Below are 12,672 nucleotides of genomic sequence, written 5' to 3'. Positions count from 1 at the left end.
ACTCCTAACTCCTATACAGACGCGATTAATCGCGTCTCTCCTAATTATTACCTCACAAATTGGGGCATAATTTCAGCAGCAGTGAATATTCCATAAATGCCACGTTGGTGCAATTGTCTACCAGCTTTGAGATAGCCAAATGCAGGGCCGCAGACATTAGCTGCCATGCTGGTTTCATCTCCTAGAGTAAAGGTATGGGTGGAAATCTTACCTTCAAAGGTGCGTCCTGTTACCTTAACGTTGGTGCTGAGGGGCTTTTTAGGATTGCGAGTATCGACTACACCACCAACAGTAACGCGATCGCGATCGCAAATTCCCGCTACCTCTAGCATCACATCATCAGCGTGTTCCATATTCTTCAAGGTAAGCACGCCATTAGTTTTATCTAGTAGTGCTTCTACTTCTGCGTCAGTCATTGCCCTAGCGGTTTCCACTGTGTAACCAGGGATATGCCCAATATCTTCCCGAACAGTGGCGCGGTAAGCTTCCCAGTTGGCAATTCCCACTCCAAAGGTAATTTCGACTTGATGAATTTCGGCGTAGCTTTGGGCTGCTAATGCGGCGGCGGCGGTTAACAATCCGGGTGTAGCACCGCAGCCTGTCATATAGGTAATCCCGGCGGCTTGTAGTTCTTCTTTCATCGCCAGTAATTGTTCTACAGCAGTGGTGCGCTTAATTGCATCCACTAGCACCCCACGCCAACCAGATTTAATAAACTCTTTCGCTACAGAGGGGATAAAATCGTTTGGTAGGTTGGGTAAAGCCAGAAAATACCCATCCACGGGTTGAGCTATTTTAATTACATCTTGAATACTTTGATTTGTTAATGTACCAACTGGCTCCAAATAACCTACGGAACCTTGGGATTGGTAGGTTGCAATGCATTCTTGAGTATTTAAACCTTCAGCAGCATAAGCGTAACCTTTTTGATCTGCGGCTGCGACTAAAACCATTTCCTGTTTAGCAGCAAGTACTTTGGCGGCGGCTTGTCCGAGTCCACCGAAACCTAGTACTCCTATACGTATCGCTGACAAGATATTTGCTGTACTCATAGTCAATTACTGAAGTTGAATCACAAGCCTTCAAACTTTACCATCTCAGCTTGTGGCTGATGGCTGACAGCTTTTAGCTATAAAGGTTAATTATGCTTCATTATCCTGGTTTGTTCTCTAAGCAAATCAGTTTTTTCACCAGAAATTCTTGCTGAGTGATTTAGGCTTGGGCAAGAACCGTATTCTTTTTGGGATCTTCAGTATATATTATGCTGAAATTTTCATTAAATTCCGTAAAATACCTTGAAAATCAGGACTTAGAGTCCGCTTTAGCATTAATTTCAGAAATATTACCTCAAACGCTAAGGATAACAACTGTTATTATTGCCCAGCAAAGGTTTCAAGCTTATTTACAGACGTATTTGGCATACTGTTTACTGAAGAACCAAAATTCTTGAAAAATTAAACGCTTGTTGACAAAACCCTGAGTTGTAATCACAATGTAATTACAATTAAGGATAACTATCCTCATGGGGACAGCAATTAGAACCCGTATTATTAAAATCGGGAACTCTCAAGGTATCCGCATTCCTAAACTTTTGCTAGAACAAAGTGGTATTGGTGAAGAGGTAGAAATTGAAATTCAAGATTGTCACCTAATTGTCCGTGCAGCCTCTCAATCGCGTCAGGGATGGGAAGAAGCATTTGCTACTATGGCAAAGCAACACGATGATGCACTGCTCGATGATGCGGTAACTACAGAGTGGGAGCATCTAGAGTGGGAGTGGTAGTCAATCGATTTGATGTGTTTTTGGTTAACCTCGACCCGACGATTGGCAGTGAGATTCAGAAGACAAGACCCTGTGTAGTAATTTCACCAGATGAGATGAACAGATATATTTCCACGGTCATTATTGCTCCCATGACAACTAAAGGACAGTCTTATCCAACTCGTGTTGCTTGTCAGTTTCAGAGCAAGGACGGGCAAATTGTTCTAGATCAAATTCGTACAGTTGACAAAAATCGATTAGTCAAAAAGCTAGGTCAGATTGACTCTGACGAACAAAAAGCAGTTTTGGATACTTTGGCTGAAATGTTTGCTGAATAATGGGTAAAATTATCCAAAAATCCATACCACAGGGTAAACATAGTACGATTGAAGGTTAGCTTTTACAGGTAAGCGCAATACTCAACTTGAAGATATTGTAATTAAAAAGTTGGCTACCCAGTGTAGAAAAGATTACTGGGAATTATTTCTTGAAATGGATTCTTGTTTTGAGATAATTGCTGCGGAAGGTGATTCGAGGTTGTTACGTAGTCAAACAGAATAACATTTTGCTACATCAAAGAGATGTTGCAATAGGTATAAAGCTAGCGATCACATTATGACTGGTGAACCCGGAGGATGTACGCCGTTCATAATAGCTACTATCTTTTAGAAAACCCTGGGGGAATAGGGCAAACTTTATCATTATGATCAAGTTTTTCAAGAATTTTTATATTTTTGTAACTCAACTAGCTGGCTATACTAACGTCTAATGCTTATTTTTAGGACTTTTGCCGCTTAATTGGCAGGCTTGGTTGTTACCTTGACTAATCGATGAGGTTAAGAGAGACTAACTAAATACTGATGTGACTGCTTATAAATTTAATAAGTTTTGTAAAGATTCTGAGATATATATGTTGAAAGATGGAACATTATTTAACAAATGGCAAGTTTGTATCTAAGTAAAAATGTTCCTACGGCTATATTTATAGCCTTCTGCTAAGGCAGTACAATTTAAGCGTACTTATCCTGGTTGGCCAAGAGCATGGAGACATTAGAGTTCATAATCTATCCAGACGGTCGGGTACAAGAGAAAGTCACTGGTATTGTGGGTGCTTCTTGCGCTGAGGTTACAGCAGCAATAGAGGCGCAATTGGGGCAAGTACTTAATCATGAGCCAACCTCAGAATATTTCGCCGCGAAGTTGCAGCAATCTAATGTGGCGAATACGCACACCACTTACAGCGAGTGGTAAGTTTTCACAGTAGTTTAGTGTTATTAATTCACAACCACCATGTCACACTTTAGCCAAATTAAGACTCAAATCCGTAACCTTGATTCTTTGAAAGATGCTTTGACTGAATTGGGCGTAGACTGGAAACCTGGCCCACGCGAAGTCCGTGGCTATCGCGGTCAAACCCATCCTGCGGAAGTTAGTATTGAGCAGGAAAATGGCTATGATATCGGCTTTAGATGGAATGGCAAGGAATATGAATTAGTAGCTGATTTGCAATATTGGCAGCAAGACCTTTCTGTGGATGGATTTTTGCGCCAGGTAACACAGCGCTATGCTTACCAAACAGTTGTGAAAGAAACCGCTCGTGTTGGTTTTCAAGTCTCTGAACAACAAAAAAATGAAGATGGTTCGATTCGTCTGGTAGTACAGCGCTGGAGTGCGTAATGGCTGATTTTCTGCCGTCGCCGGAAGAACAAGAAGATAACCGTTCCGGTTTGGAACCAGAATTAGGGGGTTTTTTAAGGGATGCCCCAGAACGTTCTGGTTTAGAGCCGGAATTGGGTGGTTTGCTGCGCCAAAATGGTGTTTATGTTGATGAAATCACCTGTATTGGTTGCAAGCATTGCGCTCATGTTGCACGTAACACCTTTTATATTGAACCAGATTACGGGCGATCGCGCGTGGTTCGGCAAGATGGAGACGCTGAAGAAATTATCCAAGAAGCAATTGATACTTGCCCGGTTGATTGTATTCACTGGGTTGATTACACTGAATTGAAAAACTTAGAAGCAGAGCGCAAATATCAAGTAATTCCCGTAGTGGGTTATCCGGTAGAACAGGCCGTTGCTGCTAGCGAACGTCGGCGTAAAAAGCAAAAGTTAAAGACAAAAAAATCTCGTTATTAACAAAAAACATTAAATCAACATAATAAAGGACTGGGTATATCCAGTCCTTTTGCTTTTCGTAATATAGTTAATTTCTGACAGCTTTTTGGTAAAGTCTTTTAATCCAAAATCGTTATGGTTGGCTTTATTTGAAATTTAGAGGATCGTGTTGTGAAAGTAATTTTTCTACTTTAGCCTCGTCTAACCTAGCGGTTAATCTTCTATTTTCATGCAAGTCTCTAGTAGTTTTCGCCAACGTAAAAGTTGAGCCAACAGAGAAAGCCATACCCATACCCATAAAGCCCTTGACCCAACCATTTACAGGTAAGTTTACAATGCCGAAGCTGGTCATAGAAATAGAAATCACAAAAGCTGCCCAAGTTTGAATAACCCAAGCTGGACTGTCTTTTTGAGTACCAATTGTTTGCATATTTCCTAACTTTGATATTTGATATGAGTGATTTATACTAATTCGTAATTAAAGCTATTTTCAGGTAAATAGACCACGCGCTAGGGTATAGCATTGCTATGCCTCTGCGTCAGATGTGCTTCAAATACATGAAAGCTGCTGTAAAAGGCATCAGATTTTATCTGGGTTTCCAGACTTGTATCTGTAGTTTAATGTTGAAAAAGTGGTGTTAAAAGAATTGTATTCATTGGTAGGTTTACTGTTATCAACAGTAAGACCAGTTTGGTAACTGGGCTCCGAAAGATAAGCTCAAGAGCAATTGAAGTAAATAGAAACTGGCACAAAGTTTGTACCAGTTTTCTAAGTGGCATTAAACAGATTAATTTACTTATTCATCTGGAAAAGTCTGTACCTTGCCATCAGGACTAAGAACAACTCGAATTCTGACATCTTGTCCGCGTGTATTGGCGGAAACAAAAGGTTTACCAACTTCAGGCATCCCAGTACTATCAACGAATTCTCTTGCTGCCTTATTAAGAGGAAAAATTCGTTCAACTGTGCCGTCAACACTGACTATCAGACTGTACTCTAATGTTTGTCCTAGCCCAGTAGGTGGTTGCCAACGCTTTTTTAGGTATTCTCTAGCTTCTGCTACTTGAGGTGTATCAAATAATGTACCAGTAGCCACTTCTGTGGATTTAGGGGTTTTGCGTGCATCTCCTAATTGGTCGATGAATGGATTGTTCTCCGCAGTTCTAGACGAAGGAAGTTGTGAAGCGGGTTTTTCTCCAGTAGAAGGTTGCCGTAGGGAATTGATTCTTTCGTCTAGCTGTTGTGAGTTTAGTGCAGAGGTATTGCCACGATTATTATTGGGTATGCTCTCAAGAGACGGAGGGAGAACTGGTGAGATATTAGTTGGTAAACTGCCTGGGTTAGAAGATAGTCTGGGTGGCAAATTCCGCAACTGGGGGAGAGTTCCAGCTTGGGGATTTGACCCTGTAGGGTTCTGTGCAAGATTTGGTACGATGGCTATTTCCTGTCCTGGGATTTTACTTGATGGTGAGTTAGCAAGGCTCGCCGTACCACTTCGTGGAAGCAAGCTACGCGTAGCGTCTCGCAGAGAAGGCATCGCTTGATTATTAGGAAGGGTTGCAGTCTTGCCCTGGGTTGTTGTCAGTGAATTATTGGGAAATAGAGGTTGCGGTACAGAAAAACTAGAACTAGGGGCTGTTAAAGGTGCTTGGGGCAAAGTAGATGTGGAAAGTGGAGGAGTGGAACCTAGCAAATTATCCGATGGAGGGATAATTCCAGGTTCAGGTGTAGGAAAGTTTAGTGAAGTTGAAGGTTCTAAAGCTGTCTTTACTGCTGCTGAATCTGATGTTTTGGCTGTCTGCTGTTCCTTTCCCCTAATGCTGTTAGCATATTGCCAAGTAACTGGTAAGAAACCTATACCTAACACTAATACTGCGGCAACAGGTGCCCAGGCAGGGAACCTCAGAGTCGAACTTGTGCTATTAAGAGTTGGGAGTGCCATGACATCAGTTGAGTATTCATCTAAAGCACTTGCCAAATCGAATAATTGCAGCAGACTGAGCTTAATGACGGGGCCAGATGAGAAGTTGGCCAGAGAACCGAGAAATAAATTGTGAGTTAAATAGCTGCTTGGTTCTAAGCGGATATTTGCCCCAGGAAACTGGGTGCTAAAGGAATTTAATGTTTTTGTTGAGGACTTTAATTCCGGCTCACCTATTGCTGTGCTTGATTCCTGGGTACCGGAGAAACTTACCCAAAAGCTTTCTGGAGACTGTTGAAGGAATTGCTGTACATAGTTTGTGACTGCATCACATAAAGCTTCAAGCTGCTCGCGATCGCCCCGAATTGGAACTCTGTGTTCTTCTGGGAGCCGGGGATCATCAAAGCGTAGTTCAAAGCTTAGGTGTTTGAGGACAGTTTTACCCATCCAACGGGACAGAGGCGAGCTTTGGGCGAATACTTCTAGCGTGCAAGTAGGTGGTGTGTAGCGACGAATTACAGAATTTGATAGAGGCATGGCAGGAACTGCGAGGAAGACTATTTGGGATTTTGCAAAAAGTTAAGCCAGTTGCTTGCAAAGAAAAGTTAAACGGTGGATTCCTTCTGAGTGAAGGAAGTTGGTCAGGTTTCTTTCGTTATGTAGTCTTGTACTAGGAGGAAGCATTGCTGATAGTGCATCGCTCAAGAGCTAATGACGATCAAAAGAGTTTCCCGATCTAGCAAACAAATCACAAGCAAATTTTGATTGAGGAATTTCAAATTTCAAATCTAAAATTTTGTCGAACCGTCTATAAGTGCTAGCCAGAGACGGCGATGTCCACCAGGGGCGCTGTAAAAAAGTAAATCTACAAGCAGTTTTAGTGCCAGGTTAGTAAGCAAATCTGTTGAGATTTTCTCATCCTCTTCCATCCGCTCTTGGTAGGTGTTGCAAAAAGCATCAATATAGTCTCCAAGTAAGGCAGCTTGGTGAGGTTCCCGGTTATTTTCTGCCATTTGCTCCAACAGACCGACAGCGCGGCGAATCAATTCCTGGTGCTGTTTGGCTAAGTAGCAGATGATCAGAACAAGCGATCGCGCTTCTTCGACATCTAGCTTTTTTCGCCCTCCTTGACCTTTACGTAGGGGATTTGATTGGCGCAGTCGCCATAAAGCTACGCGGTCTGGCACTCTTGACTCTAAATTCAGATCAGTTGCCGCCGAAAGCATAGCCTCTGAACCAATCCCAGTTAAGGTTTCTAGCGCCAACAGCACCAAGTCTAATTGGGTTTTGATATTATCCCATTGAACTGTGTTTGGGGCTGGAAGCTTGATTAAATCCTCCCACTGAGAATTTGGCGTGGCTGAGTTGGCGGCCGAGTGCATAACTTTTAGCATAGGTGATCAAGCTGATAGGGGATGTTGCTGTTACCCATTTTGAAACCAGACTCTCAAGCATCAAACTTGGTTTCCCATAGCTATGAGCCAGAGACTTCAGCTAGATTTTTCTATGTGGTAAACAGCATGTATCTTTGTCCTACTCTAGATGAAAATTTATTTTCAACAAAGTAGAAAAGTATCAATTCTAATTAAGGTTTACCTGACTTTCACTGTTAATTCCGTACAAGAGTATAAATAAACTATTGTTTTGAATGCTAACTGCTAATTATGTAGAATACCTCCTACATTTATTTGCGGTTTGAGATTTTGAAATTTCTTGATGTTTATTACTTGTTCTTAATGTATACATAATTACTATACAAATCTTTTACCTGTTTGCTAAAGGCGCTTCTTACTGCTTTCCCTTTCTATCATCCCATCTATGTGTAGCGTTTGATTTCATCACATCCTGGGTAACATCAGGATGATTTATACCTTCTTGAAACTAATTAGGACTTACGCAAAACTACACGCGGTAGGGGCAATTTATGAATTTCCCTAAGATTAAAATCTTTCTTTTCAGCCATTGTTTGTTTGCCTAAGTAGGGGCGCAATGCCTTGCGCCCCTACTTTCACATTTATTGCTACTTTTTGATGTGAGCAACGGTAACACCAGTGCCGCCATCTGCTTGTTCTGCTGGTTCGTAGTTGTTCACTCTGGGATGCTGTTGCAAAAATGCGTGAACTCCTTGCCGCAGTTTACCAGTACCGTAACCATGAATAATCCAGACTGGGCCTGTAGCTTCCGAGATGGCTTTATCTAAAATGTATTCGGCATCAGCTACCCGTTTACCACGCAAATCGATGGTATTTTTGGAAGTCCGAATTTCTGGGACATTTTGTGGCGGTGGGGTTACTGCTGCTGGGGCTGGTTTGGCTTTAACAACTGGTTCGGGTTTTTGACCATCTAGAGATTCTACATCTTGCAACTTCACCGTCATCTTCATTAGCCCAAAGCGAACGCTTAACTCGCCATCTTCATCGGGGGCGGTGATCACATCTGCTATCTGTCCCAATTTTGGAATGCGGACGCGATCGCCTACTTTGGGCATAAACCCAGCTTTTGGTTTTGCTGGCGTTGCTGGCTGATATTGCTGGCCAATTTGATTCAAAGCATTAGTTGCTTGCTGCGCTTCTTGGGCTGTGGGCGTACCCTTCTGCAAGCGCCGAATCACTTGGGCAATTTCACCTTTTGCTTGAGCGATAGCTTGTTGGACTGCTATTTCTTGTGAAGCCCGCAAACTACTTTCCCTTTCTTCCAAGCTTGCGGCTTTTGCGGATACTTCTTTGTATAAACGTTCCGCTTGCTGCAACAAACTTTGGGCTTCGGCTGCTTTGGTTTCCTGGCGGCGGCGTTGGGCTTCTAAGCCAGCAATCACTTGGTTGACTTCATCTGTGGCCTCTCCCACTTGGATTTTTGCCTCTTCTACCACTTCTGGTTTTAATCCCAGGCGCAGGGCAATTGTCAGAGCGTTAGAACGTCCGGGGATGCCCCACAGCAGACGGTAAGTAGGCGAGAGAGTACTTTCGTCAAATTCTACAGAGGCATTTTCAAACCGCTCATCTTCGTATTTCAGAGCTTTTAGTTCCCCGAAGTGAGTGGTGGCGATCGTTAGTTGGGCATGGTTAGCGAGATATTGCAATAAGGCGATCGCTAGGGCACTACCCTCAACTGGATCGGTTCCTGCGCCGACTTCATCGAGTAAAACGAGTGATTGGGGATTAGGAATTTCTTCTTCTTGATTTCCCAATGCTTCTAAAATTCGACTAATTCGGCGGATGTGACCAGAGAATGTGGATAAACTTTGCTGTAAGGATTGTTCATCGCCAATATCTGCCAGCACTTTATCAAACCAAGGTATTTCCACTGGTTCGCGCGCGGGGACAAATAAACCCACTTTGGCCATCAACGCTGCTAACCCCAGAGTTTTTAAGGTTACAGTTTTACCGCCAGTATTTGGTCCGGTAATAGTTACAACCCGAATTAGCGGATTGATCAGCAAATCTACAGGAACTACTGGTTGCCCTTGTTCATGCTGTTGTTGCCACACTAACAAAGGATGTCGTAAGTTCCGTAAGGTAATGATTTCCTTGTCTTCACGCTGGATAAATCGCGGAGGATTCGCTCCTAGCCAAAAACTATAGCGGGATCTAGCGGTTGCCATATCTAAAGTGGTGGCGATCGCTAATAATCTCTCTAAATCTGGTTTGACTGCGGCGACTTGTTCCGTCAAAACGCGGCGAATCGTTTCTTCTTCCGCTTGCTCTCTTCGGATGATTTGCCGCAGTTGGTTGCCTAGAGGCACTACCGAATTCGGTTCTACGTAAAGGGTTGCGCCACTGGTAGACGTGTCGTGAACAATACCGGGGATGGCATCTTTTTGGGGTGCTTTTACGGGGATGACAAAGCGATCGCTCCGTTGGGTAATTAGTTGTTCTTGAACTGCCCCAGATTTTGCCTGTAAGATATTTTGCAGCTTTTGGGTAATTTGGCTGCGTAATCGCCGCAAATCTGTGCGAATTTCTCCCAGTTTTTGACTCGCGCGGTCAGTTACTTGGGCCCGTTCATCAATACATCGGTGAATTTCTTGTTCTAGTTCTGGATAAGTCCGTAAATCGGCAACTAACTCAGTCAGTATTGGCAAATCTTCCTGATTATCGATGACACGGCGCAAACTTCTAGCACCAGCGAGGGTGGTGGCGATCGCTAACAGTTCCTCTCCTGCCAAAACTCCACTGCGTTCTGCCCGTTCTAAGGAATCGCCAATATCTTGAATTCCCTCGAATGACAGTCCCGTAGTCAGGCGACTTTCCAGTTGGTAGACTTCTTTGGTTTGCTCTAACAACTGTTCGCTTTGGGTCTGAGAATCGGGTATTTTCAGATGACGCGCAGCTGTCGCTCCCAGCTTAGTTGCCGCGAAGGTGGCAAGGTGCTGGCAGAGGCGATGCCATTCTAATAATTCTAAGGTTTCAGATTGGATCAAGGTTTCAACATCTAATCTGAAATTATCGTAACAATTGTAGCTCCTAGATGGCTAAATCTTAAAGGAGAAAATTTCGCTTTATTCAAATCAGCCAGACAGTGTGTGGTAATCACCAAGTAATAAAGGGCACGTCAAGCTATCTTTACTGAAAAATTACCTTAACACAAACTGTCATCGAAAACAATACAGAAACTAATTTAAGAAGTAGCGACTATTTCCTTCACCAAAACGTAAGGCTGAACGATGAGAGTATTAAATCGCTTACTGCGCTCAAGATTCCATTCTCCCACTTGTACTGTTGTGGGTTTGGTAATTAATTGCTCATCAATCCACTGTTCTACTGATGGAATGTTATCACTGGCAATCGCTACTCCAACATCCACCAAGTTTAACTCTGGTGCTACCAAAATTACTGCATCTCGTTGTACATGAGGAATTAGCCACTCCCACTCTGCCTCATCCAAAATTTCTGTCAATTCCGCTTTTAAATCCGACATCATTCTTCAATTTGTCTTGGCTAACAAACTATTTTACATTAATTACTACAGACGCGATTCATCGCATTTCTACTCCACCTTTTGTACAGACGCGATGAATCGCGTCTCTAAACTTCAGATTTCATTTCATCAATTTCAAATAAAGATACAATTACTCCTGCGATTGGAATAGATATAAAAACACCTAAGAGTCCTGCTACTCTAGCACCTACTAGCAAAGCAAAAAATATCACTACAGGATTAAGATTCAGCGCATCTTGCATAATTCGAGGCGAAATCAAATTGTCTTGTATCTGCTGGAGGACAATACAAGCTATCAAGACTTTCAATGCTAACCAAACACCTTGAGACAACACAAATAATGTCACTGTGCTTACTCCTAATGTCGCTCCAATACCAGGAATAATATCAAGAAAACCAACTATTATTGATAATATCAAAGCAAAAGGTACCTTTAATATTAAGAAAACTAGAAAAGTTGTACTTGTGAGAAATGCACTTAATAATAACTGTCCTCTAAAAAATCCTAGAAAAGACCGTCTGATTATATTTGTAAATCTATTGCGGCGATGTTTGGGGACTATTTTTAAAATCAGATTCCACAATTTGTCTCCATCTAATAGCATGAAGAAAGCCACAACTGCAATCAAGATAAAAGTCACAAAATTCGTCATGAACCCTTGCAAAATAGCCAAACTAGTCACAAGACTTGATACAGCTTGATTACGCAATTGTTCTTCAATAAAACTTAAATCTATTTGTAAATTACGGCTTCGCAAAAATGCTTCTAGTCCTTCTAATAAAGGTGCTAAAGAATTTAAAAACACAGTGATACTATCAATTAATTCTTGTCCTTGAGATAAAACCGTTAAGCCCACGGTAATTATCAGACCGCCTATAATCACAATACTGAGTAAGAAAACTAAGCTAACAGCTACACCGTGGGGCAAAAAACGCCGCAGCCCTTGTACGGGATAGCTGAGTAAAAAAGCCAAAATTGCCGCAAATGTAAAAATAACAATGACTGCTTCAAAGTAAGCTAAAAGCTGTACAATTGCCCAGCCAGAAGCAACTAAGAGCAAAAAGCGGACTAATGCCAGATTATTTAATCGCTCCCAAAAATTCTTGGCTTCAAAGCCGCTCATAATGCTGTTTAGGGTGAAATTGCTGGTAGATTTGCCTAGCAGTTGCATTTAAGCACAAAGTCTGATGTCATTGCTAGAGCAGATTGACCTTAAACATACAGAGGTTAAGGGGCGATCGCTACCTCCCTAAAGCATATATCTGTTGTATCTCTAGATTCATCGTCCTAAATCATGCATCTCGTTAATTACCGAGGCACACTTTTGTGTCAACGCTTCCAATTCTTCTTTATTACTGGAACTAGGCGCATCAATCAAGTTACCAATTCTTACAGTGATGGGAACTGCGCGAGGTAAAGACGAGCCTTTTTGTAAAATCTTTTCAGTACCCCAGACACTTACTGGTAATATTGGGGCTTTTGCTTTCGCAGCCAGCAGCAGTGCGCCTCTTTTGGGGTCTGTAATTCGACCATCTGGGGTGCGAGTACCTTGCAAGAAAACACCGACAGCCCAACCTTTATTGAGATATTCTAGGGCGGAACGGATAGCATTGCGATCGGCACTTCCTCGACTCACCGGGTAAGCACCATACAATTTAATCGCTTGCGCCAAAACTGGGATTTTAAATAATTCTTCCTTAGCCATATACGCCACAGGACGACGTACACAATTAGAGACAATCGGCGGGTCAAAGTAACTAGCGTGATTACTTACTACTAATAACGGCCCTGATTGGGGGACATTTTCCGTACCATGAATCTGGCCCCGAAAGTAAGTGTGAAGCATGGGGCTGACGACTGACCATTTAAAGGCGTGGTAAAGTGCCAGACTGATAAACGGTTCGCGGTTTTTGTCCACAGAAGATAATGCAA

The 12,672-nt window shown here is 42.5% G+C and carries 13 protein-coding genes; 5 read left to right on the top strand and 8 right to left on the bottom strand.

The window, feature by feature from the left end; genetic code table 11:
- Positions 1-47 precede the first annotated feature (47 nt).
- Positions 48-1,052 (bottom strand): saccharopine dehydrogenase-like oxidoreductase, encoded by a 1,005-nt coding sequence (locus tag FD724_RS00550; protein ID WP_179071229.1) that lies wholly within the window; start codon positions 1,050-1,052, stop codon positions 48-50.
- 470 nt (positions 1,053-1,522) lie between these two features.
- Here FD724_RS00550 and FD724_RS00545 point away from each other — a divergent pair, with 470 nt between their 5' ends.
- The 5 genes from FD724_RS00545 to FD724_RS00525 all read left to right on the top strand — a co-directional run bounded on the left by FD724_RS00545 (position 1,523) and on the right by FD724_RS00525 (position 3,900).
- Positions 1,523-1,783 carry an AbrB/MazE/SpoVT family DNA-binding domain-containing protein gene (locus FD724_RS00545; RefSeq protein WP_179071228.1) on the top strand — a complete coding sequence of 87 codons (261 nt, stop codon included), beginning with the start codon at positions 1,523-1,525 and terminating at the stop codon, positions 1,781-1,783.
- Complete coding sequence (locus FD724_RS00540) at positions 1,756-2,100, top strand: type II toxin-antitoxin system PemK/MazF family toxin (RefSeq protein WP_256874410.1); 345 nt, start codon at positions 1,756-1,758, stop codon at positions 2,098-2,100. The genes FD724_RS00545 and FD724_RS00540 overlap by 28 nt, the downstream gene beginning before the upstream one ends.
- Before the next feature lie 703 nt (positions 2,101-2,803).
- Positions 2,804-3,013, top strand: a complete 210-nt coding sequence (locus FD724_RS00535; protein ID WP_114080209.1) for a DUF2997 domain-containing protein — start codon at positions 2,804-2,806, stop codon at positions 3,011-3,013.
- Between the two features lie 39 nt (positions 3,014-3,052).
- A complete protein-coding gene (locus FD724_RS00530) occupies positions 3,053-3,439 on the top strand; it encodes a DUF1257 domain-containing protein (protein WP_012406942.1) in 387 nt (128 codons plus the stop codon).
- The gene (locus FD724_RS00525) at positions 3,439-3,900 is read left to right on the top strand and encodes a ferredoxin (RefSeq protein WP_114080210.1); all 462 of its coding nucleotides are present in this window, start codon (positions 3,439-3,441) and stop codon (positions 3,898-3,900) included. The genes FD724_RS00530 and FD724_RS00525 overlap by 1 nt, the downstream gene beginning before the upstream one ends.
- Positions 3,901-4,024: 124 nt before the next feature.
- On the opposite strand, the gene FD724_RS00520 is transcribed toward FD724_RS00525, so the two are convergent.
- The 7 genes from FD724_RS00520 to FD724_RS00490 form a co-directional block, all read right to left on the bottom strand.
- Entirely contained in the window at positions 4,025-4,309 is a 285-nt protein-coding gene (locus FD724_RS00520; protein WP_114080211.1) for a YiaA/YiaB family inner membrane protein, read from the bottom strand.
- 367 nt (positions 4,310-4,676) lie between these two features.
- A complete protein-coding gene (locus tag FD724_RS00515; RefSeq protein WP_179071227.1) occupies positions 4,677-6,338 on the bottom strand; it encodes a DUF4335 domain-containing protein in 1,662 nt (553 codons plus the stop codon).
- Between the two features lie 251 nt (positions 6,339-6,589).
- The gene (locus tag FD724_RS00510) at positions 6,590-7,195 is read right to left on the bottom strand and encodes a DUF3038 domain-containing protein (protein WP_114080213.1); all 606 of its coding nucleotides are present in this window, start codon (positions 7,193-7,195) and stop codon (positions 6,590-6,592) included.
- Between the two features lie 626 nt (positions 7,196-7,821).
- Positions 7,822-10,221, bottom strand: a complete 2,400-nt coding sequence (locus tag FD724_RS00505; protein WP_179071226.1) for an endonuclease MutS2 — start codon at positions 10,219-10,221, stop codon at positions 7,822-7,824.
- Positions 10,222-10,418: 197 nt separating this feature from the next.
- Positions 10,419-10,718 (bottom strand): DUF2288 domain-containing protein, encoded by a 300-nt coding sequence (locus FD724_RS00500; RefSeq protein ID WP_179075364.1) that lies wholly within the window; start codon positions 10,716-10,718, stop codon positions 10,419-10,421.
- Between the two features lie 107 nt (positions 10,719-10,825).
- Positions 10,826-11,863, bottom strand: a complete 1,038-nt coding sequence (locus FD724_RS00495; protein WP_114080358.1) for an AI-2E family transporter — start codon at positions 11,861-11,863, stop codon at positions 10,826-10,828.
- Positions 11,864-12,019: 156 nt separating this feature from the next.
- Positions 12,020-12,658, bottom strand: a complete 639-nt coding sequence (locus tag FD724_RS00490) for a 1-acyl-sn-glycerol-3-phosphate acyltransferase (RefSeq protein WP_179071225.1) — start codon at positions 12,656-12,658, stop codon at positions 12,020-12,022.
- Positions 12,659-12,672 lie beyond the last annotated feature (14 nt).

It is taken from the genome of Nostoc sp. C057, assembly GCF_013393925.1.
Classification (GTDB): Bacteria; Cyanobacteriota; Cyanobacteriia; order Cyanobacteriales; family Nostocaceae; genus Nostoc; species Nostoc muscorum_A.
This window is presented reverse-complemented; position numbering and strand designations above follow the sequence as displayed.